Source organism: Rothia sp. HMSC071C12, assembly GCF_001813895.1.
GTDB classification, from domain to species: domain Bacteria; phylum Actinomycetota; class Actinomycetes; order Actinomycetales; family Micrococcaceae; genus Rothia; species Rothia mucilaginosa.
In genome coordinates, this window is record NZ_KV814376.1 from 30158 (window position 1) to 51951 (window position 21794).

The following is a 21794-nucleotide window of genomic DNA, read 5'->3' on the forward strand; positions in this document are numbered from 1 at the left end:
TACCCTCGAAGAGGCGCAGATGCGCCAGCCCCTGACGATCGGAGTGAAGCTCCGCAATCACGTTTACACGCTCCAGCAGGTCACGGTCGTGGCTAATGATGAGCGCCGGGCAGGGTAGCGCCTCCAACGCGGCGAAGAGCTGAGCCTTCGCTGAGGAGTCCAGGTTGTTCGTCGGCTCATCGAGCAGAATGAACTCGGGATCAGAAATCATCAGCGAGGCAAGCGCGGCAATGACCGCCTCGCCACCGGAGAAGCTGCGCATACTGCGAGCAAAGAGTGCGCGAACCGCCTGCGGGTTGTCGCGATCAACCACGGTCGCCGGGGTGAAACCGTAGGTCGCAAGAGCCGCGAGGGTGCGCTCCTCAACGTCCCAGCTGTCCCCGATGGTCTCGTAGAGTTCGGGGGAGTATTCGCCGGATTCTACCGCCTGTAGCGCCCGCAGAATCTCGGCGATTCCGCAGAGCTCGGCGAGGGTTTGATTCCGATTCAGACCCATATCCTGAGGTAGATACGCCATGTGTTCCGGCGCCGCCAAAGAACCGGAATCCGGGGTCAAATCACCCAAAATCAACCTCATAAGGGTTGTTTTTCCGCAACCATTATCACCAATGAGCCCGGTCAGAGGTGCCGAAAATACCGCCGACAGATCCGCAAAAAGCGGAGGCTGGCTCGGGTGCGCAAAGTGCAGATGAGCGATACTAATGTGCGCCGCTGCATGGGAAGTGGCGTGCGAGCGGACATCGCGGGAAGAAGCGGAACGGGGAAAGGTCGCCTGCGGCTGAAGTACGTGTGTCATACGAGCTCCTTGAGGTATGGATGCTCGGGTGCTCTCAAACTCCGACGGTGGTGCGTTGCAGCAGTGTGCCGGCGGTTTGGGGGTGCCTATGCTGAGCGCGTGGCGGTAAGAGGATCGCCCTAAAAAGGGTGCGAAAAAACCCGAGCGTAACGGTGGATGTACCTGTGCCCGGGTGCGTGCGCACTGATTGGAGCACGTAGGAAACGTGTCCGTAGAGCTGCTACGTGAGCGCGCGAAAAATTCTTCTGAGTCCGGGCTTATGCTCGGTGGGTCATTTCTTTGATGCCTCCTAGATTCCGAAGGGCACCCCGGTCGCGCCTTGGGTGGCTTCGGTCAAACGATACATTCAGCTCCGCCAGCTACCCCCGTGGTGGGGTAGCGCGGATAGAGAGCTGATGGCTCAAGCATAGAAACTATGTGGGTGCTGAGTCAAACACCTTCCCATGTAGGAGAAGATTCAGCATGCTGATTCCCCGAATGGTTCCTTCCCGAGAGTTTTTGTTGAAAGGTTGAGCGTGCGGTCAATGCGGATGCGGCGGCAGAAATCCTCATCGTGGCTCACCACGATGAGCGCGCCGGTGTATGCTTCGAGCGCCTGCATCAGCCAGTCCACCGAGGAAATATCGAGGTTATTCGTCGGCTCATCCAGCATGAGTAGCTGCGGCACCGGATCCGCCAGAAGCACCTGCGCCACCGCGGCACGGAAGCGCTCACCTCCGGATAAATCCCCAATGCGCTGATGTACGCTTTCGCGACGGAAGAGCAGGCGCGCCAACTGGTCACGCAGATGCTGCTCGCTCGCACCGGGATTCGCCCTCTGTACGGTTTCAAGGAGGGTGAGCTGCGGGTCGAGGGTGATGCGCTGCGGCAGGTATGCGGTGTTGTCCAGGCGGTAGAGCACTTGGTATGCAGGCGGCACTGGGGAACGGTAATCAGGGTCATTCGCGTGCGCTATCGCATTGAGAAGCACAGTCTTGCCACTGCCGTTTGCGCCCGTGATGTGCAGGTGTTCGGGTCCGGTCAGGATAAGAACCTCGGGAGAATCTTGGATTTGAAGCAGATAATCAACTTTATATGGTTGTGTTTCACGTGAAACGGTGTTTTGGGTGTATGCATTCTTAAGGTCGGCGCTCTGCGGTGTAGACGCGCAAGAGTCGTTCTTCACCCGATGTAATTCCAGTACCTTCCGCCCCAGTGGGAGCGCATCCTGAACAAGTTCCAGATAGATACGCTCCTGCACGCGCAGGTTCTCTTGGGCTTCTCCAACTGCCGCCCGCGCATCCGCCACCATGCTTTCGTGGGCTGTGTGAAGTTTCCCGGCAGAGCGCTCTGAACTGTTTTTATCCAGGCCCATAGCCATGCCAGGTTTCCGCTTTGACCGTTCAAATTCGCGGCCTCGGCGGGCGTTGCGATCGAGCTTAATTTGGTTCTCGGCGCGCTCACGCTCAGCCTTACGCGCCTCATTCTTCGCCTCGGTCACGCGACGCTGAGCCGCCTGCTGCTCGGTCTCCAATGCCTGCCGGTAGGTGCTGTAGTTACCCTCGAAGAGGCGCAGATGCGCCAGCCCCTGGCGGTCGGCGTGAAGCTCGGCAATCACGTGCATGCGCTCCAATAGGTCGCGGTCGTGGCTAATAATGAGCGCCGGGCAGGGCAGCGCTTCCAGTGCCGTGAAGAGCTGAGCCTTCGCCGCAGAGTCTAGGTTATTCGTCGGCTCGTCGAGCAGAATGAACTCTGGATCTGAATACAGAAGCGCGATGAGTGCGGCTGTGACCGTCTGACCACCTGAAAAGGTGCTAAGGGGACGCATCAGAAGGTTGCGACGGGCCTGTGTATCGGTCGTAGTGAGGGCAGGACCAAAACCATGTTCGGCAAGGGCTACGAGGGTGCGTTCTTCAATATCCCAGGCGTCGCCTATGGTGTCGTAAAGGCTGGGGGAATATTCGCCCGATTCCAGCGCATCAAGCGCCTGCAGTATTTTTGTAATTCCAAAAATATCGGCAAGATGCTGATGCCCACTCAACCCTAAATCTTGCGGTAGGTACGCTATGCGCGGTGGGGTGCTGATTATCCCTTGACTAGGGTTTATGTCGCCAAGAATAAGTCTGAAGAGGGTAGTTTTTCCGGCGCCGTTATCGCCGATAAGCCCGGTGAGTGGCGCAGAAAATACCGCGGAAAGGTCGGTGAAAAGCGGGGGCTCACCCGGATGTGCGTACGAAATATGGTCGAGTGTAATGTGACGTGACATGGGCCGAGTTCCTTCGAGTAGGTGCTCGGATTCCTGCCAGCGCACATGAAGGCGTGAAGGCATGAAAAAACCCGAGCGTAACGGTGGATGTACCTGTGCCCGGGTGCGTGCGCACTGATTGGAGCACGTAGGAAACGTGTCCGTAGAGCTGCTACGTGAGCGCGCGAAAAATTCTTCTGAGTCCGGGCTTATGCTCGGTGGGTCATTTCTTTGATGCCTCCTAGATTCCGAAGGGCACCCCGGTCGTGCCTTGGGTGGCTTCGGTCAATCGATATGTTCAGTCCCTTAGGCTACCCCCCCACGGTGGGGTAGCGCGGATAGAGAGCTGATGGCTCAAGCATAGAAACTGTGTGGGTGCTGAGTCAAACACCCTCCCGAAAAACCGCCTGACAAGTGCCGATACCCCCTAGAGAACGCAAAAAGAGGGGCGACACCGCACGGTGCCGCCCCTCCTTTTAGGCATTAAATCTGCGCGCGTACAACGCGCGAAAGGCTATTACGCCTCGTGGCGCTCGCGGTACATGCCCAGCGGGCCCGCATCCGCGTACGCCTGAGCGTCGTTGTAACGGTACAGGCGCGGCGGGCGGTGACGGGTGCCCTCCACGCGGCGGCCGGTGTCAATAATCGACTTCGATGCCGCAATCTGGCGGCGGAAGTTCGCCGGATCCAGGGTGCGACCCAGAATCGCCTCGTACACCTCACGCAGCTGCGCCAGGGTGAACTCCTCACCCAAGAAAGAGTGGGCAATACGCGAGTACTCGACCTTGTTCTGCAGGCGGTAGAGCGCGTACTCAATGATTTCGTTGTGGTCGAAGGCGAGCTCGGGCAGCTCATCCACCGGGAACCAGCGGATGTTCTCGTGCACGCGAGTGTTCGCGACCTCGGTGGCGGGAATCGACGCCCAGTACACCACGGAAACCACGCGCTCGTGATCAGTGCCGGGTGCCGGTTCGGGCTCGCCCACAACGCGGGCGGCACGCGCCTCGGGGGTGCGCAGAACGTCACCGAATGCGTAGAGCTGTTCCAGGTAGCCGGGCTGCAGGTTGGTTGCACGCTTCAGGGTCGAAGCCGCTGCCTCTTCGAGGGAAAGATTCGGGTTGAGCGGACCGCCAGGAAGCGCCCACTGGCCCTTATAGGGCTCGCGGAGGCGGCGAACCAGCGGCAGCCACAGGGTCGGGTGGGTTTCGTTTTCCTTGGGGCGCAGTGCCAGAATAACGGTCGAGACGGCGAGGGATACAGAGGTGTGGTCCACGTCGTTGTGCTCTTCGACGGCGACTGCGCCGGGAAGAGGCTGGGATGCGATGCTCATTCAGACCTCCTGTGCGAATGGGTATCGATAGGTGTGCATACTCTACCCATTTTAAGGGGTTAATAGGGTAAAAATGCACGCAAGGCACTCGCTGAGTCGAAAACCGGTACCATCCGCGTCGTGTCAAGGGGAAAAGTTCAGGTACCGGACACGCAAAGCGCCTCTCCTGCCTGTCCAATAGAACAGGGGGAGAGGCGCTCCGGTGTCTACTTATGCAACGTCTAACTATGCAATTTTAGGGTGCATGTCGGGGGTGCAGACTAGTCGATCTGTAGCTCGCCCATAGCGTCCCAGCCGTCGCCGTCAACCAGGCGAGAAACAATCTTCGGGGTTGCGGTCAGCATGGGGCGCATGTCCTTCAGAGCCTGCTGGAAGTGGTCAGAGTTCACGTGCGGGCCGGCTGCGTCGTCGTTGAAAGCCTCGAGCAGAACGAACTCGTTCGGGTCCTCAACACTGCGGGACCACTCGAAGAACTTATTGCCTTCCTCGGCGCGGGTTGCCTCGGTGAAAGCGCGGGTCTTCTCAATCCACTGGTCAGCGTATTCGGGCTTGACGGGGAACTTTACAGCAATGAAAATCATCGGAACTCCTTGGTTGAAGAGTAGATACGTACCCTTCCAGTTTAAGCCCCGGGTGCTCGCCGGCGCTGAAGAATAGGGTTTGAGGTAGCGGTTTTAGCTTGTGGCTTTAACCGCTGTGTCGAGTGGCTTTTGTGGTTTAACGAGCCGCCGCCTTGAGTACCTGCAGTGCACGTTCGAGCGCCGCACGGTCTGCCGCGATGGCTGCAGCCCTCTGCGGGCTGGCGGAGTCGCCTCCGAACGCCGCGTTGTAGTACATGCCATCACCCAGAAGCAGCACGGCGCGGGCAATCTGCTCGTCACCCAGCTCAGCGAGGACGAGTGCATGCCATCCCTCCTGCACGCGGCTCATGGTCTGCTGGGCGAGCTCATTATTGTTCTGCGCCAGGCGGCTGAGGGCAATGAGGGCACGGTCGAACGGGGTGTTATCCGGCGTGGAGGAATTGATGTAGTAGGCGCTTGCCCCCTCGGGTGCCTGCTCCATCGCCGCGAAGTCCTCTTCAGCCAGGGTGAGGGTGCGTTCTGCGAGCGCTTCAAGTAGCGCCTTCTTGGAGGCGAAGTGGTAGAGTAGCCCGCCCTTGGAAACCTTGGCGGCGGTGGCGACGGCGTCGAGGGTCGCGGCGCGTTCTCCCGAGCGAATCAGCAGGTCGACGTAGGTGTCGAGGATGTGTTCGCGGGGGTTGGTGGCGCGTTGTTTTCGGTGGTTGGGGGTGGTCATGTGTACCAGTCTAACCGCTTGAAACTATACCGTCCAGTTGGTATAGTTAATCTTCGTTTATGGCCCCGTCCGGACCCCTAAAACCTCACTAAAAGACCTAGCCCAAAAGACAGGCCGAGCTGATGCCGCCGCGTCCGCCGCATCAGCCGACACCTTATAGACGCACGAAAACAACCCATGACGAATCACAATCCGCACACCACGGCTCTGCCCATTCACGCCCCCGACCAGAAGACCAAGCGCTGGGCGGCACTCGGTGTGCTCATGCTCCCGGTGCTCCTGGTCTCCATCGACAACACAGTGCTTGCCTTCGCGGTGCCCGCAATCGCTAAGGCGCTGAGCCCCTCCTCCGCGGAGCAGCTGTGGATCGTTGACTCCTACTCCCTGGTGCTCTCCGCCCTGCTCGTGCCCATGGGCGCTATCGGTGACCGCATCGGTCGCCGCAAGCTGCTGCTCATCGGCTCGACCGGCTTCGCGGCAATCTCTGCGCTCGCGGCATTCGCGCCCTCCGCGCTGATGCTCGTGGTTGCCCGCGCCCTGCTTGGCATTTTTGGCGCCATGCTCATGCCGGCAACCCTGTCGATTATTCGCAATATCTTTGTGGATGCGACCGAGCGCCGCATCGCTATTGCCGTGTGGGCTTCGGGCTTCTCGGCGGGTGCGGCGCTGGGCCCGATTGTGGGTGGTTTCCTGCTGGAGCACTTCGACTGGGGTTCGGTGTTCCTGCTCGCTGTGCCGATTCTGATTCCTCTGCTGATTCTCGCCCCGATTATGGTTCCCGAGTCGAAGGACCCGAACCCCAGCCCGGTGGATCCGCTGAGCATCCTGCTGATTATGACCGGCATGACCGGCATTACCTTCGGTCTGACTCACACCTCCGAAACCGGGTTCGATGCGGTGGCTATCAGCACCATCCTTGCCGGCCTGTGCTTCATTGTCCTGTTCGTGCTGCGTCAGCTCAACCGCGAGAAGAACGATATTCAGCCCATGCTGGATGTGCGCCTCTTCCGCAACACCGTGTTCACCGGCGCGATTACCGCAAACCTCATCTCCATGATGGTGGACGTTGGCTTCATCTACTTCGCCTCCCAGCACCTGCAGTTGGTCTCCGGTCTGCCGCCCATGTACGCCGGTATGCTGCTGATTCCCGGTACCCTGGCGATCATTATCGCCGGTCTGGTGATTGCGCGCGTGGCGGTGCACTTCCACCCGGCGCAGGTGGTGTCTTTCGGTCTGGCGCTCCACGCTGCCGCGTTCGCGGTGCTCGCCTTCCTGGGTGCGCACAACGACTTGGTGATTATCCTGATCTTCATTGTGCTCGGTACCGGCATCGGTATTGCGCAGACCATTTCGAACGACCTGATGCTCTCCAGCGTGCCGCCGCGTAAGGCTGGTGCGGCATCCGCGATCTCGGAGACCTCCTACGAGACAGGTACGGTGCTCGGCACCGTCATCATTGGTGGCATGCTCACCGCCGTCTACCGCGCAAATGTGGTTGTACCCGACGGCCTGGATGAGACTCTCGCCGACCACGCCCACGAAACCCTCGGCGGTGCCGTGACGGTCGCAAGCCAGGTGGGTGGCGAGCAGGCGAACCAGCTGCTCTCCTCCGCATTCGCTGCCTTCGACTCCGGCGTGGTGCTGAGCTCCGCATTCAGCGCCGTGCTCATGGGTGTTATGGCCGTCATTAGCTACTTCATGATCCGCAAGGCACCGCGCGAAATGAAGCCCGCTGAACACTAAACCAGCGCACTAATACGCATACGTAAGCCTCGCCTCCTGACGCTCTACGCGTGAGGAGGTGGGGCTATTTTTACGCACCCACCTGCGCATTTAAAGGTTCAGCACAGGTGCCGGTGGTACGGTAAAACAGCGGGCATCAGCCCCGACCGCAGAGGAACCAGCGGCTCCACACAATCAAGGAAGAACGCCACCATGGGACTCAAAGACTGGATAGCACCCTTTATTACGCTACTCATTGGTGCTAGCACCATCTTCATCTCCTACAAGAACTACCAGGCGCAGGCGGCGGCAAAACCCTCCGAACTGGCGCGACTGGAACTGTGGAGCAAGCTCCTCACCGAAGCCGGCTTGGACCTCAACGCCCTACCCGACCCCGAAAAGCTCACCTCCGACCAGCGCGTCGTCCTCGAAAACTACCGGGTCTTCCTCAAGCGTGCGTCCCTCGAATCGAAGCTGCGTAAAGTTGGCATCGACAGCAACCGTATCTTCAGCCTGCTCATGAAGCGTGCGCACTCTTCCGTGAAGCCTACGCCCATCCCCATTGGCGACTCGATTAGCTACTACCGCCTGATTCTACGTGCCCTGCTGTACATTTGGGTTCCGCTGGCCGTGATTTTCATCGGCGTGCCCATCATCGTGGTCACCATCGCCTACCTGATTGGCCTGTTCACGAACCACCGCGGCAATCTGTCTGACTTTGCACTCTCCCCGCTCGCCGTGGTGCTCCTGATTGTTGGTGCGGTCGCCGTCGGTGCCCTCGTGTACCTGCAGAACCGCATTATCTCCGCCATTATCGCGAACAATGTGTACTTCTACTTCTGGGATATTTACGGCTCCAAGAAGGGCGCTCGCGACTCCAAGGACGCCTACAGCGAGCGCCTGGCGGCTAAAACCTACGCCGACCAGCTGTTCCTCGGTCAGCAGGAGTTCGCTCACCAGTTCCGCGAGAACATGTACATGGCGGGTATTCAGGAGATTGATGAGTACCCGCGCGTGCTCAGCGACAGCGTGATGCTGCCGCGCAACTACCGGGTTGCGGAAACCACCGAGGGTGAGGACCGTATCGACCGCTTCGTGAACTGGGTGCGCTCCAAGATTGGTTTTGAGCGCCTGGAACCGCGCATCATCTACAGGCTCGAACATAAGGACGCGCACAAGGATGCGAAGAAGGAATCCGCGCACGGTGAGCCGGTAGCTACTGAGCAGGGTGTTTCTGGGCAGCCTGTAGAGGCGCCGGCTCAGGATAAGCCGGAGGATGCACAGAAGGCTCCGGAGGCGCCTGCCTCTGCGGAGTCCGCCTCGGAGGAGCCCATCGTCGCGGAGGTGTCCGTCGAGGCTCCTGCCGAGGTACCTGCCGAGAATCTGGCTGAAGTACCCGTTGAGGATGCGCCCACCGAACCCGTCACCGGAAGCGCCACCGAACCTTCCACCGCAGTTGGGGTATCCGTCGCAGCTGGGGCAGATGACCCCACGGAGGCGTTCACCCGCATCCTGCACGATGCCGACGGTCATGAGAAAAGCAGCGCTGAGAAACCCGGTACTGAGAAGCCTAAAAACTAAATAGCCCGCCCGAGGGCGCCGAAAATCCGGGCATGAGAAAAGGGTCGCAGCCTACGAGTTCGCCATTGAACCGTAAGCGTACGACCCTTTTCCTATTCCCTTCAAGGGCGAGCAGAATCGGAGGTACCGCCCGACCAAGAAGAGTCATATGATGCGCCCCTCCACCGGTAGAGGTTGCCTGGCAGAAGAACCCGCCGAAGCGGGTCGGCAGAGCGCCCGGCAGAGGGTGCATCATGCTTGAGGAACCGCCCCTAAACCCACCAAAGAATGGGTTGAGGGAACAGAAAACCCCGAGCTGGCGCATCTCTTGAATCTTCAGAAAATCTTGTCTCTTCAGAAAATAACTACATCTCGGGGTAGGGGAGGGCGATTCGCGCTCCGGGTGGGACCTACCCTCTCCCACCCGGAGGCGAATCGTGGGGATGTTCGCAGTGTCATGAATACATCCCACTGAAATCCCTAACGAAAGTTCGGGGTTTCAGTATGAGCGGTATATGAGCCTACCGCAGTCTATGCCGCAACCTCGGGGTCGCGGGAGATAACAACCTTCACCACGTTGTGCTCGGCAGCGTGGGTAAACAGGTCGTAGGCTTCCTCGAACTGGTCGAAAGTGAAGTGGTGGGTTGCCATTGCCTTAGCGTTCAGGCGACCGGAGCGGACCATGTTCAGCAGGTTACCGACGGTGTTGCAGTTGACCAGGCCCATGTTGATGCGAACGTTAGAAATCCACATGGTGTTCAGGGGCAGCTCAACGGGCTTGCCGTGCACGCCAGCGTTAGCGATGTTGCCGTAGGGGCGAACAATCTTGGTGCAGGTCTCGAAGGTCTGCGGAACACCCACAGCCTCAATTGCCACGTCCACGCCTAGGCCGTCGGGGGAGAGGGCCTTAATCTTCTCGATAAAGTCCGGGTCGCCCGCATTGACCTTATCGGTGGCGCCCAGCTCCAGTGCCTTGTTCATGCGGTTGTCGTCAAAGTCGATGGTGATGACGCGGCCGGCACCGCAGAGGTTAGCGGTCATGATTGCGCCCAGACCCACGGGGCCTGCACCCACGACAGCGACGGTGTCGCCGGGCTTGGTGTTGCCGTTCAGAATACCGATCTCGAAGCCGGTGGGCAGTGCGTCGGTGAGGAAGAGGACGTCCTCATCGGTCAGCCCCTCCGGAACCAGGTGGACCGAGGTCTCTGCGTAGGGAACACGCACGTATTCTGCCTGGGTGCCGTCAATCATGTAACCGAAAATCCAGCCGACACCACCAACGGTCTGGCAGTGCGAAGGCTGGTTCGCCTTACAGTAGGAGCACTTACCGCAGCTGGTCACGGCGGGGATGATGATGCGGTCGCCGACCTTCAGGTCAGTCACCGCGGAGCCAATCTCGGTAATGGTACCGACAGCCTCGTGGCCGAGGATACGTCCGTGGTCCACCTCGGGGCAGTCGCCCTTCAGGATGTGCAGGTCAGTACCGCAAATGGTGGTGGTGTCGACACGGGCGATAACGTCCGTGGGCTCAAGAATGGTGGGGTTCGGGACTTCCTCCCAGGCGCCCTTCTGGTCGGGGCCGTGGTATACATATGCCTTCATGATAACTCCTTCTTTGAAGCTCTAATGAGGGTGCAGTGACTGTTTTATCACTACATGTATCAACCCATAAGAAATATTTGATAGGTTGTATTTTCATTAAACCCGACATGTTGAATTATGCGCTTTTATTACGCGGAGTGTATCTTTTGGTTCTTTAAACATGAACATGATTCACTTTGGGTATTTAAGACCTGTAAAAAACGCACGAGGCGCACCCCTCAAACAGGGATGCGCCTCGTGCGTTTAATCGAGGAAAGTTGGATTGAGTCGAGGTTGAGCTGGGTTTAATTCTTCAGCTGGGCACGCGCTCGCGAACGAACCGCCGTCACCGCCCACACCAGCACAAAAGCCGCCACCATCGACAGCACAATCGTGCCACCCGTCGGCAGGTTAAATGCCCAGGACAGGTACAGGCCAACAATCGAGCAGATACCGCCAAACACCGGCGAGAACACCATCATCGACCCCAGTCGGCGGCACGCCAGGCGGGCTGCCGACGCCGGAATCACCAGAAGCGCCAGCACCAGCACATTACCGAGCGTCTGCAGACCCAGCACCACAGAAATGGTCACCAGAACGTACAGCACAATATCCAAGGCAAGCACCGGCAGGCCCATCGCGCGGGCACTCTCACGGTCCAGGCTGACCGTCACAATCTGGCGGTGGAACAGCCACAACACCAGCAGAATAACGGCACCCATAATCGCCGCCTGGGTAATGTCCTCATTCGAAACACCCACAATCGAGCCGAACAAGAAATCCTGCACCGACCCCGAATAGCCCGGTGCCAATGAAATAATCACAATACCCAACGCAAAAGACGCCGCGAAGAAAATACCGATCACGGAATCCTCGCGTAGCCGCTGATTCTGGCTAAAAATAGCGACCAGAATAGCCGTCACCACGCCCGCCGTCAGGCCACCCACCATCAGGTTGCCGCCCAACACGAACGCCACCGCAAGACCCGGGAACACCGAGTGCGCCACCGCATCGCCAATGAAGACCATGCCGCGCATCAGCACGTGGCAGCCCACCACACCGGTAACCACCGACGCGAGCAGCACCGCCGCCAGGGCACGCGGAAGAAACGCCAGAGACGGGTTGAACAGGTCGGCAAGAAAATCGATAGGAGTAATCAACGGGCACCCCCGGTAGAAGCAGTATGGGCGGGGGAGAGAGAATGATCAGAAGCGCAGGAATCAGGCAGCTCGTGGCCGTACTCATCCAATGCACCACCGGCACAGGTGAAGCCCGTGCGGGCGTGGCCCTGCGCCTCCTCAATATCGTGACCGTGCAACCACGTATGCAGCTGCTCCAAGCTAAAGGAGTCCGCCGGACCATCCAGGTGAATATTGCCGCGCACACCGCACAGACGCGAGCAGGACTCACGCGCCGCCAGCATGTCATGCGTAGACATCAGAATCGTGATGCCCTCGCCCGCCAACTCACGGTACAGGCGGGTCAGAGTGGTCTGAGTCGGCGCGTCCACGCCCGTAAACGGCTCATCCAGCAGCAGCAGGGAGGGGCCGGCCGCCAGGGCGCGCGCAAGTAACACCCTCTGCCGCTGGCCACCGGAAAGCTCCGCGATGGAGGCGTCCTGCAGGTGCAGAACATCGGTGCGTTCCATCGCCGAAAAGACCTGCACCCAATCCTTCTTCGCCGGGCGGCGGAAGAACCCAATCTCACGCACGCGGCCGGTCATCACCGTATCCTTAACGGTCAGCGGAAAATCCCACTGGAACTGGTGCTTCTGCGGCACGTAACCGATGTGCGCACGCGCCGCGCGGGGCGACTCGCCCAACACGCGAACCTGCCCGGAGGCGGGGCGAATCAGGCCCAAAATGGTGCGCAGCAGCGTGGTCTTACCGGCACCGTTGGCGCCAATCAGACCCGCAAACTCGCCGCGCTCCAGGGTCAGGGACAGATCCTTGAGGATGGAGCGGCGTGCGTAGCCCGCGTACAGGTTTGAAATTTCGAGGACGGGCTCAGTACCCGCTGTTACCGACGCGCTCACGAACGGTCACCGCGCACTTCATCCAGTGCCTCACGCTGAGCGGAGGAGCGGCGGCGACGGGAGGCGATGAACGCGCCCACGCCCACCACGACCACGATGCCAGCGACAATAGGACTCCAGGAAATCGAGAACTCGGCACGGAAACCGCTCTGGTCGCTCGCTGCGGCGGCAGAAGAAGAACCGGACGCCTGAGTACCGGATGCCTGAGAAGCAGAAGAAGCCGAGTTCGAGGAACCGCGTGCCTGCGCCTCCATCGCGTACAGGGCATCAGCGCTCGCGGAGTCACCCACCGCAAACTTCAGGTAGCGGGTATCGGACACGGTCGAACCGTCAGAGAGCTCAGCGCTCGCGGTGACCTTCAGCAGGTACTCGCCGGGCGCGGTGAACACCCAGTTCGCGTGGGTGTGAGTGTTCTTCTCAACCCACAGCTTCTGCGGCTCACTCTTGGTCGAGGACCACAGCACCTGCGGCGCCGAGAAGTTGCCGTTCTCCAGGTACAGGCTGAACGTGCCGGGGCCACTCACCTGCTCCAGGGTCAGGTTCACGCCGCGGTTCAGCTTGGACACCAGCTGCGGATCCTGAGTGTTCCAACCCGGCCAAATCACGCCCTTAGTTTCGGTCTGCGGAATCACGTACACCTTCGAGCCGGCGGGTGCGCCCACGAAGGAGTAGCGCGGGTCGTTCGGCACCTCCAGGATGGCCTTATCGCTACCGCGGTAGATGACCTCGTCCAGGCTACGCCAGACAGGGGTTTCGCCGTGGTCGTCGTGGAGCATGAGCTCAAACTTGCCGTTGTTGAAACGAGGACCCATATCCACGTGACCGGCGGAAATTTCGGTACGACCGGATGCGACCGGCTGCTCCGCCGACAGGGTCTGGGTGAGAGCACGATCGCCGCGGCTCAGGTTGCTGTCGCTCGGCTGAGCGGAGGCGCTCTCAGCGGTTGCCGGGGTGGTGTCCGCGTGTGCCACGCCCAGGGGTGCGAGCATCAGGCTGGCGCCCAGCACCAGGGCGGACAGGCTACGAGAAGAGCGGGTGGTTGAGTTCATCATGAGGACTTCCTTGAATCATGACCTAGGTGGTGTGTGAAAGATTATCTATATGCTGATATGGCTATATAAGCTTGTGGGTAGCTTAAAACCGGGTTACGAGGTGCTAGCCTCCGAGCAGCTAGCACCCGAAGAGTCGCCGCCAGAACTAGCCCCAGAACACAGCGCAATCGTGTGAGCATTCGCCAACATCATCTGCGCGTAGTGAGGAGCCTGCGCATCCAGGGTGTCCGAATAGAGCACCCCGGTACGCACCTGAGCCTCCCGAGCCAACTCCGTCAGAACTGGCGAACGCATCGCCGTGGACTTGTCCAGATAAATCGCTGGAACCTTCAAATCCTCGACCGTGCGACGCAGGCGCTGACGCTGCTGAATGCTCGGCTCGCCGCTGGCGCTGGCACTCACAAAACCGGCAATGTGCAACCCGTAGGTGCTCGCCAGGTAGCGGTAGCCGTCGTGCGTGGTGACCAGGTTGCGTGCCGACTCCGGCAGACCCCCGTACACCTGACGCAGCTGAGCGTCCAGGGCGTCAAGCTCCTTCATGACCTGCTCGGTGCGGGTCGCGTACTCGCTCGCACCCTCCGGGTCGGCGGAGATGAGCGCGTCACGAATGACCTGCACGCTCGCCTTCGCGTTCGGCACCGAATGCCAAATGTGCGGGTCGATTTCGCCGTGCACGTGCTTGCCCAGAACGGCCTGCGCCAGCAGATACACCTGACCGCGATGCTCCGAAGCACCCGAACGCAGGAAACGGTAGCTACCGCCGGCGGGCACCTCCTGCAGGGTGCGGGAGGGGACCGCGACCACGGTACGGTTCAGTTCGTACTCTACGGCGCCCTGGGAGGAATCCGCGCGAAGCACGAGCCTGCCGTCGCCGGTACGTGCCGTAATATCGGCGTGACCTGCAGAAAGAACCTTGATCTCGGCGGCGGAAACGTTCTGTTCCTTCGCCAGACGGTCCACCAGCTGTTGCGGGTCACGACCGACCGCGCAGTACAGGGTGCCACGCGAAGAACGCACCGACTCCGGCGCATTGACCGCGGTGGCGCTCAGCTCAATGGCGTACTCGCCGGCATCACTAAACGCCCACGACAGGTGCGTATGCGCCTGCAACGGAAGCTCCAGCGAACCCATATCGCCGGTGCGGATCGCGGTGTCCCCCTCACGGGTGAGGTTCACGCCGCGCGCATGCGAATCGCACAGCATCTCCACCGCACCGAAGGTTTGCGTAATGAACGCCGCCAGCTGCGCATTCGAGGAATCGGTAGAGGTACGCGCTCGCACGCTCTGCACCTCAAAGCGCATTCCTGCATCCGAAGAGTCGGCGGGGGCGGACTCGTTCTGCCCGCCCTCTTCAACGCGCAAACCCAGCCAGATGGAGTCCAGGGAGGCATCCTCAACAATGGCTTCCAGCTTGCCGCCGTACTGCTCAATCTTCTCCGCAACCGCCACGGACACAACGCCTGTGGGCAGGTTCGCCTCAACCATTTTGCTGAGCTTACGCTGCTCCAGCAGCAGGCCGTTCGTCAGGGCGCAGCGGGCGTAGGCGACATCGCGGATATCGCGCAGGCTCGGCTCATACGAGTGCGGGTCAGCGCCGGCAGGCACGAGGGAGTGCACGCTGGCGCGCTCCCCTGCAATCTGCTGCGCCAAGTCCGCCAGGATCGGGGTCGTGGCGACCACGCGCATCCGGTCGGAGGAGGCGTTCACGGTGCTGGCGCATCCGCTCAGTGCGAAGGCACCAGCCCCCACCCCCGCACCCACCGCAATACGGGAGGCGAGGGTGAGGGCGGTACGCCGACTATAAGCGTGTGCGCGGTTGCCGGTATGCCCGCTATGCGGTGTCACCGCTGCGGCCCTTTCGGCGTGCCGAACGCAAAATCATGGCACCGAGTGCCAGCGCCAGAATGGAGGTGCTGACCATGAACGGGTCGATGACCACACCGGTGTTCGGTAGCTTGCCTGCCGCGGCTGCCTTCTGGGCGTTGGCGAGTTCCTGGCTGGTCAGGGCGCAATCCTCACCGGAGGCGGTCTTGCCGACGATGCGCACCTTGGATCCATCGGGCTTGGTGACGATGCCGGTGGCTTCGTCGACGGTGCCGTTGACGGGGTTCTTTGCGGTGCTCTTCTCGCCGCCGTTGTTGGCGCCGTTAGCGTTGTTAGTGTTGCCGCCGTCCTGCTTGGTTTCTGCCGCACCCTGCGCGTTGTTGCTTGCCGGGGCGTTATCGGGGTTGCCGACGGTGAAGTGCAGAACCGATTCGCTGCTGACCTGCTGGCCATTCTTCAGGCGTGCAGTCCAGCCGATGGTCACGGTGTAGCGACCCTCGGCGGTGAACACCCAGTTGCTGTGCTGGTGGGTGTTTGCAGGCACCTGGAAGGAGCCGCCGCTCCGCGAATCGAAGACCTTCTGACCGGCGGAACCGAAGTTGCCGGAGAGGAAGGTGGACATGGTGCCGGGGCCCTCAAAACCGTTGAGGCTCATGGTGACGGGGCCGTCGAGCTGCTTGAGCAGTTCGGGGTCCTGAGTGCTCCAGCCGAGCCAGGGCACGCCCTGCTGCTGGGTTGCACCGATCATGTGCACGGGGGTACCCGCCGGGGCGATGTTCTCCATGCCTGCGGGCAGGTTAATCTTCGCGGCGTCATTGAGTACGAACTCGAGGGCTCCGGGGGAGACGTGGCGGGCGGGGCTGGTACGGTCGTCCTTCACACTGCTGGTGAGGTTGCCGCCGTTGAGGATCGGGCCCACGTCGAAGTGGCCGTGGGTGACTTCTTCACGGCCGCTGTGCTCGGCGGTGTTGACCACGGCGAGGGTGGGGATGCTGGTCGGTGCCTGGGCTGCCTGGTTGCTCTGCTTGTTGTCCTTCTGAGCGTCCTTGGAGTCCTTGGCATCTTCGGCGGGAACCTCGGTGGCGATGCACTGCTGGTTCAGGCTGCCGGGCAGACCGGAGGACAGCACGCCGTTGCCGGTAATGCCGCCGCCGTTGCTGCTGGGCGCGCTAATGTTCTGGGCGTTGGAGCCCTTCACACTGGATCCCTTCGCGCTGGTGGCGTTGCCGTCCTTGTTTTCACCCTTGTCAGAGCCGTTATTGGTGTTGTCGGTGCCGCTGATAGCGGTAACACCAGATCCGCCCTGGGCCGCCTGCTCACCATTTGCCGCCGCCTTCGCGCCGTTCGGGTCGGTCACCTGCGCGGCGTTCTGACCGTTCACGGATCCATCCACGCGGCGAATACCGGTGGATGCGCTCGCCTCCGCAGATGCACTAGCCTCAGCACTTGCGGAGGTAGATGCGCTGGGGCTGCCGGTGGCGCTCTCGGTGGCGGTGGAGGTCGCCTCGGGGGTTTCGGTCGCTTCCTTCGTTGCCTCGCTGGTTGCTTCCTTCGCGGCGTTCTGCGCGTTCAGGAGCTTGAAGCCGTCCTCGGCGTTGGTGCCCACGGCGATGGTGTAGGTCGCCTCGGAGCTGACCGGGGTGCCGTCGGCAAGGGTTGCGGTGGCGCGGAACGTCAGCTGGTAGATGCCGGCGCGGGTGAATGCCCAGCTGAGGTGCTCGTGGCCGCCAGAGGTGATGGTGTGCGGTGCGAGCTTGTCGTTGGTGCTGAAGACGCGCGGGTTGTCGCGACCGGATTCGGTGAAGACTTCGGCGCGGCCGCCTTCGGGTACGCTGCTACGCACGAGTTCAAGGTTGATGGTGTTGTCCTTGAGCGCGCCGGGGCGGATTCCTTCCGCACCGAGGCCGGGGTAGAGCAGGCCGCGGGTGCGGGTGGAGGGAATGTAGAAGATGTCGGTGCCTTCGGGGGCAATGTAGTCGTAGCCTGCTACGACGTTGGTGTGTGCATCCTCGACGTCGGGCAGGTGGAAGACGGTGCGGGCGGGGTTGAAGCGTCCCTGCTGGCCGGGGCCGGTGTCTGCGAGGGTGGCGAGGGTGAACTGGTTGCCGTCGAGGAATGCGTTGAGCATTTCGGTGTGTACGCCCGCGATGACGTAGTCACCTTCGTAGTTGACGTAGGCGCGCGACTCGGTACCTGCCTGGGTGCCGGTCTGGTTTTCCTGTGCCTGTGCGGCGGTGAAGGTGCCGACCTGGGGGAGGGCGAGGGGTGCCCCGAGTGCGAGGGTGCATCCGAGGGTGGTTGCGCTGAGTAGGCTCAGGGGTTTGGTGCGTCCTTGCATGGTGGCTCCTTGGATGACTGCTCGTTGGCTGGCGCGTTGCCCGATGCTTTCGGGGTTTGCCCGATGCTGGGTCCGGCGGCCTGTTGCCGGTTTCTCCCCTGCGTCCGGGGTGCGCTCTGCCGTGTTTTTCTCTTTGTGGATGTACGTGGTGTGCGTTTTTGGGCGCGCCTCGGCGCACACGTGTTTCTGAGAATCACTATACTCACTTAGGTTCTAAATGACAATTATTTGCAAAAGAGCTACCCTAGGAAATAGAAAAATGAGAAAGGTTGTCATGAGCTCTCAGAAGCAGACCCAACGACGGGTCACCACACACACCCCCGCACTCTTCATCCCCGGCGGCAAGCCCGCCCTCCGCCGCGCAGCCGCATTCCTTTCCGCCGCAGCGCTGCTCGCGCTCGCCGGCGCTGCCCCCTCCCTGCCCGCCGCAGCAGGCCCCGACGACGGCAAAATCGTCACCACCAAGGGCCACGTTGACGCCCCCAAGGCATACTGGGACGAGCAGAACGGCACCTTCGTCCTCATGAACGAGGCGAACCCCTACAAGACCGGTGCAGACACCTACGAACTGGACAAGACCGTCAACTGGGTCGGCAAGGGCTACAGCACCAGGGACGGCAAGTCGCAGTACACCATGACCCTGGGCGACTCGCCCTCCCTGGCGTTCCTCGGCGAACCCGGCCAGACCCTCTACATGGCACCGCACCTGACCTACGGCAACCAGGACCCCATCTGGGCTGGCCTGGGTGCCTCCACGAAGGTGCCCACCGAGCGTTTCCGTGACGGCGTGTTCGCTACCGACATTCTCTCCGTTGAGGGCCCCGGCCGTATGGAGCTCTTCCGCTACAACCCGGACGACGCCCCCGCTGACGTGTACCGCATGCTCTCCAGCAGCTCCACCGGCTGGCACTCCTGGCTGCTCGACAAGGGTAGCCACACCCACAACACCACGACCTTCACCCGCCCCGGCCGCTACGTGGTCACCTACCGCACCGTGGCGCGCTCCACCGACGGCCGCATCATTAGCTCCAAGCCGTCGAAGCTGGTCTGGCAGGTTGGCGGCATGCAGCCCGTGCTCGGTGACGGCACCCCCACCGCCGTGCCCACCGTCGACCGCTACAACGCGGCACCCGTCGGTGACCTGGACGCCGCAAAGTACATGCTGTCCGTGGCACCGCACCGCCTGGACGCCGACCCGGCTAAGAACAAGGATGCCGACGACAAGCTCAGCGACATCACCTTCACCGCCGCGAACAAGAACCTCAAGGGCACCCTGACCCTGTACAACAACGGCTACTTCCTGACCGACCTGCCGGTCGTGAACGGTACCGCCACCTGGTCTGAAATGCTCGGTAGCGAAGGCTCCCAGCTGCAGGCGGTCTTCACCCCCGACACCTCCGACGAGAATAGCGCGGAGGCGTCCCGCTGGATCTCGCACAAGCTCACCTACGAGCCCGGCAAGGCTGAGAGCGTGTACAGCGATGACGGTAACGGCTCCTGGCCCGAAGAAATCCCGGATCAGGCGAACACCGTACTCAGCACCCAGCAGTACACGCCGACCAGCATGGACTACGACGTGACCGTCACCCCGAACGGCAACGGCTTCAGCACTGTTGAGGTCCGCTTCAAGGACCCGAAGGTGCGCGGCTTCATGCGCGGCGGCTTCTACGCCCAAGATGACCCGGTCTACCCGTACCTCGACCTGGAAGGCTCCGTCGAGGATGGCGTGGCGCGCTTTACCTTCCGTGACGAGTCGTTCTACAAGGGCACGGCTCTGCGCGTGAAGATGCTGACCCACCCGGATATGAACGCTTCCGCCTCCACCACTGAGGTTGCGGCGAACTACGAGCCGGGCACCAAGTACACTGCGCACGGTGCTTTGGCTCCCGACAGCGCACCCATTAGCGATGCGCCGAAGCCTGCTCCGGTGGATCCGTCCCCGAGCACAGAGCCCACCGTCGCGCCCTCTGCCGAGCCTTCTGCTGAGCCGAGCGAGGCTCCCTCCGAGGCTCCGACCGCTGAGCCCAGCACCGTTCCGTCGGTGTCCCCCAGCGAGGTTCCGAGCGTGCCTGCGGTGCCGACCGCCTCCGCAGAGCCGAGCGTGCCTGCTCCGGCGCCCTCCACTCCGGCACCGACGACTCCGGCACCGACGACTCCGGCGCCCGCGAACCCGACCCCGAGCGCACCTGCTCCGACTAGCCCGGCACCGTCTGCGCAGCCGTCCACCCCCGGAACCCCGGGTAACCAGTGCGTGCCCGGCCAGATTGACGGCCGCACCAAGATTTCGCACGGTCACCTGGACATTCAGGCGACCCTGAAGGACCGCCAGCTGTCCGTGGGTCTGCGTGACGACAGCGGCATCATTGACGCTGATTCGACCGTGCGCCCGCTCGATTCGGTCGTGTGGACGGTCAGCGAGAACGCCCGCCGTGTACGCACCGAACGTATGGCTGATGAGAAGCTGAACTTCATGGGCCCGGTCGGCACCGCCTTCTACGGCCTGCCGCAGACCCAGCAGAGCGGCCTGCCCTGGCCCGGCTACAACACGCAGGACATTGACTACTCGCAGCTGCGCGGCCCGGTGCGCCTGCACGTGGTGCCGAAGGTCATGCCTGAGGGTGCGCGCTTCGGCATGTTCACCGAGTCGCTGAACGGTGCGGATGTGCTGCTGGACTCGACGACCGGCAAGACTACGATCGACATTGATTACGCGACGCACGCACACGCGAACTGGGTGTTCTCTGAGCCCGGCCAGTACATGTTTGACGTGCACTATTCTGCGACTCTGGCTGATGGTACTGAGGTGAACAGCCCGGTGCAGCAGCTTGCGGTTGCTGTGGGTAAGAAGGCGTCGGATGCGTGCTCGTTTGAGACTGCCGTGCCGAAGGACCCGAACGCGGCTGCGGACGACTTTAGCGGTGTGCGCCGTGTGGATTCGGCAACCCCGGGCGGTACCGCTGGTGCCAACCAGCCCGGCTCCGCGCAGTCTGGTGCCGCGCAGGGTGGTCAGTCCGGTCAGGCTGGCGCCGCCGGTGGCGTGAACGCGCAGGGCTCCTCTGACGGTTCGGCTGATGGTTCTGCTGGCGGCGTGTACCCGGGTGGTATTTCCGGTGGTGGTACCGGTGGCGGCTCCCTGGGTCAGTCTGGTGTGTCTGCTGCGTCGGGTGGCGTTAGCTCCCAGCAGGGTGGCCTGGCGCGCACTGGTTTCGGTGCGGTGTCTGTGGCTGTGGGTGGCGCACTGGTGCTCGGTGCGGGCACTGTGATGGTGCTGCGTTCTCGCCGCCGCGCCTCCTAGCGCTTGCTGCGTGAGGACACGCTGATACGATAAAGCCCCCGCGGCTGAGAGAGTGAACTCTCGGCCGCGGGGGCTTTATTTTTAGTTTATGAGGTTGTTATTCTTTGATTTCTTCAAAGCGGGTCGTATCAAAATCCCGATCTTTTTTAGTGGATAAGTTTAATACGTGGAATAGGTACTTTTTTCCAGGCTGTGCGGTTTTAACATATTCGGAAATCTTCCATCCCTCGGGAGCTGCGTACATCGTGAGAGTGCCGCATTCCTCCGTCTCGAAGACGCCTTTTAACCCGGTGTCAGTCATTCCACTAACATCCGTGCCGCGACGCTCTTGCGCATATGCCTTCGTTACGGTGCAGGTGGCAGTGATACCGTCGCTGTCATCGCGTGCATTTTGAGGAATGACAAAAAGTATATATGCGCTCAGCAGAGTTAAAGCAATTACTAGAATTCTTTCCTGCAATTTACGATTAACTTCCATTGATTCCCTCATTTCTTGATCGATTTACATGTCGACGTCGGCAAGGCCAGTAACCTTCCCCAGATTCTCAAAGTAGCGCATCGTCTTCCCGGCACAATCCAAACGGTTCACCTGAGCCACATCATCCGGGGTGTCCATGTCAGGCCAACGCTCGTTCTCAATCCTGAACCGCACAATCGCCAAAAGCCGGTAATTTTTATAAGGCAACGGGCTAAACAGGGCAATCTGGGTGCCTGACTTGGCGTAGAACCCCACCATGTCAT

15 protein-coding genes and 1 pseudogene are annotated in these 21794 nt (G+C 61.2%); 3 read left to right on the forward strand and 13 right to left on the reverse strand.

Translation table 11 applies throughout. The features are described from left to right. The 5 genes from HMPREF2942_RS07645 to HMPREF2942_RS07665 all read right to left on the reverse strand — a co-directional run. A partial coding sequence (locus HMPREF2942_RS07645; protein ID WP_141755601.1) for an ATP-binding cassette domain-containing protein occupies window positions 1–796 on the reverse strand: 796 nt, incomplete at its 3' end. Between the two features lie 457 nt (window positions 797–1253). Further along, window positions 1254–3041, reverse strand: coding sequence for an ATP-binding cassette domain-containing protein (locus HMPREF2942_RS07650; protein WP_070688781.1), 1788 nt, complete (start codon window positions 3039–3041; stop codon window positions 1254–1256). Window positions 3042–3537: 496 nt separating this feature from the next. After that, complete coding sequence (locus HMPREF2942_RS07655) at window positions 3538–4350, reverse strand: NUDIX hydrolase (protein ID WP_070505485.1); 813 nt, start codon at window positions 4348–4350, stop codon at window positions 3538–3540. Window positions 4351–4610: 260 nt separating this feature from the next. Then, window positions 4611–4931: a putative quinol monooxygenase gene (locus HMPREF2942_RS07660; RefSeq protein WP_012904344.1), complete on the reverse strand. Its 321-nt coding sequence runs from the start codon at window positions 4929–4931 to the stop codon at window positions 4611–4613. Between the two features lie 136 nt (window positions 4932–5067). After that, complete coding sequence (locus HMPREF2942_RS07665) at window positions 5068–5646, reverse strand: TetR/AcrR family transcriptional regulator (protein WP_049363760.1); 579 nt, start codon at window positions 5644–5646, stop codon at window positions 5068–5070. Window positions 5647–5823: 177 nt separating this feature from the next. Between HMPREF2942_RS07665 and HMPREF2942_RS07670 the strand changes: the two genes are divergently transcribed. Both HMPREF2942_RS07670 and HMPREF2942_RS07675 read left to right on the forward strand, forming a co-directional pair. Next, entirely contained in the window at window positions 5824–7389 is a 1566-nt protein-coding gene (locus HMPREF2942_RS07670) for an MFS transporter (protein WP_049341972.1), read from the forward strand. A 192-nt stretch (window positions 7390–7581) separates the two neighbouring features. Continuing rightward, the gene (locus HMPREF2942_RS07675) at window positions 7582–8949 is read left to right on the forward strand and encodes an NADH dehydrogenase (RefSeq protein ID WP_070688782.1); all 1368 of its coding nucleotides are present in this window, start codon (window positions 7582–7584) and stop codon (window positions 8947–8949) included. A 510-nt stretch (window positions 8950–9459) separates the two neighbouring features. Here HMPREF2942_RS07675 and HMPREF2942_RS07680 read toward each other — a convergent pair. From HMPREF2942_RS07680 to HMPREF2942_RS07705, 6 genes are all read right to left on the reverse strand, one after another. Continuing rightward, complete coding sequence (locus HMPREF2942_RS07680) at window positions 9460–10530, reverse strand: alcohol dehydrogenase catalytic domain-containing protein (RefSeq protein WP_070665779.1); 1071 nt, start codon at window positions 10528–10530, stop codon at window positions 9460–9462. A 284-nt stretch (window positions 10531–10814) separates the two neighbouring features. Then, a complete protein-coding gene (locus HMPREF2942_RS07685; protein ID WP_070665781.1) occupies window positions 10815–11669 on the reverse strand; it encodes an anchored repeat-type ABC transporter permease subunit in 855 nt (284 codons plus the stop codon). Next, the gene (locus tag HMPREF2942_RS07690) at window positions 11666–12544 is read right to left on the reverse strand and encodes a metal ABC transporter ATP-binding protein (RefSeq protein ID WP_070688783.1); all 879 of its coding nucleotides are present in this window, start codon (window positions 12542–12544) and stop codon (window positions 11666–11668) included. Before HMPREF2942_RS07690 ends, HMPREF2942_RS07685 begins: the two co-directional genes overlap by 4 nt. Beyond that, a complete protein-coding gene (locus HMPREF2942_RS07695) occupies window positions 12541–13596 on the reverse strand; it encodes a TIGR03773 family transporter-associated surface protein (protein ID WP_070688784.1) in 1056 nt (351 codons plus the stop codon). Before HMPREF2942_RS07695 ends, HMPREF2942_RS07690 begins: the two co-directional genes overlap by 4 nt. Window positions 13597–13689: 93 nt before the next feature. After that, on the reverse strand, window positions 13690–15441 hold the full coding sequence (locus HMPREF2942_RS07700; RefSeq protein WP_070688785.1) for an anchored repeat ABC transporter, substrate-binding protein: 1752 nt from the start codon (window positions 15439–15441) through the stop codon (window positions 13690–13692). Beyond that, the gene (locus tag HMPREF2942_RS07705) at window positions 15428–17758 is read right to left on the reverse strand and encodes a TIGR03773 family transporter-associated surface protein (protein ID WP_070688786.1); all 2331 of its coding nucleotides are present in this window, start codon (window positions 17756–17758) and stop codon (window positions 15428–15430) included. Before HMPREF2942_RS07705 ends, HMPREF2942_RS07700 begins: the two co-directional genes overlap by 14 nt. A gap of 274 nt (window positions 17759–18032) precedes the next feature. On the opposite strand from HMPREF2942_RS07705, the gene HMPREF2942_RS07710 reads away from it, so the two are divergent. Continuing rightward, window positions 18033–21053 (forward strand): choice-of-anchor M domain-containing protein, encoded by a 3021-nt coding sequence (locus tag HMPREF2942_RS07710; protein WP_070688787.1) that lies wholly within the window; start codon window positions 18033–18035, stop codon window positions 21051–21053. Window positions 21054–21150: 97 nt separating this feature from the next. On the opposite strand, the gene HMPREF2942_RS07715 is transcribed toward HMPREF2942_RS07710, so the two are convergent. Together HMPREF2942_RS07715 and HMPREF2942_RS07720 are read right to left on the reverse strand one after the other, a co-directional pair. Next, on the reverse strand, window positions 21151–21531 hold the full coding sequence (locus tag HMPREF2942_RS07715) for a hypothetical protein (RefSeq protein WP_070635119.1): 381 nt from the start codon (window positions 21529–21531) through the stop codon (window positions 21151–21153). Between the two features lie 24 nt (window positions 21532–21555). Beyond that, window positions 21556–21794: pseudogene (locus HMPREF2942_RS07720) on the reverse strand (hypothetical protein); the annotation flags it as partial.

Bases quoted from the DNA above. Each gene is read 5' to 3' on its own strand.
- HMPREF2942_RS07660 (WP_012904344.1), bottom strand. From the start codon at position 4,931: ATGATTTTCATTGCTGTAAAGTTCCCCGTCAAGCCCGAATACGCTGAC.
- HMPREF2942_RS07665 (WP_049363760.1), bottom strand. From the start codon at position 5,646: ATGACCACCCCCAACCACCGAAAACAACGCGCCACCAACCCCCGCGAA.
- HMPREF2942_RS07670 (WP_049341972.1), top strand. From the start codon at position 5,824: ATGACGAATCACAATCCGCACACCACGGCTCTGCCCATTCACGCCCCC.
- HMPREF2942_RS07705 (WP_070688786.1), bottom strand. From the start codon at position 17,758: ATGCAAGGACGCACCAAACCCCTGAGCCTACTCAGCGCAACCACCCTC.
- HMPREF2942_RS07695 (WP_070688784.1), bottom strand. From the start codon at position 13,596: ATGATGAACTCAACCACCCGCTCTTCTCGTAGCCTGTCCGCCCTGGTG.
- HMPREF2942_RS07655 (WP_070505485.1), bottom strand. From the start codon at position 4,350: ATGAGCATCGCATCCCAGCCTCTTCCCGGCGCAGTCGCCGTCGAAGAG.
- HMPREF2942_RS07675 (WP_070688782.1), top strand. From the start codon at position 7,582: ATGGGACTCAAAGACTGGATAGCACCCTTTATTACGCTACTCATTGGT.
- HMPREF2942_RS07650 (WP_070688781.1), bottom strand. From the start codon at position 3,041: ATGTCACGTCACATTACACTCGACCATATTTCGTACGCACATCCGGGT.
- HMPREF2942_RS07715 (WP_070635119.1), bottom strand. From the start codon at position 21,531: ATGGAAGTTAATCGTAAATTGCAGGAAAGAATTCTAGTAATTGCTTTA.
- HMPREF2942_RS07680 (WP_070665779.1), bottom strand. From the start codon at position 10,530: ATGAAGGCATATGTATACCACGGCCCCGACCAGAAGGGCGCCTGGGAG.
- HMPREF2942_RS07710 (WP_070688787.1), top strand. From the start codon at position 18,033: ATGAGCTCTCAGAAGCAGACCCAACGACGGGTCACCACACACACCCCC.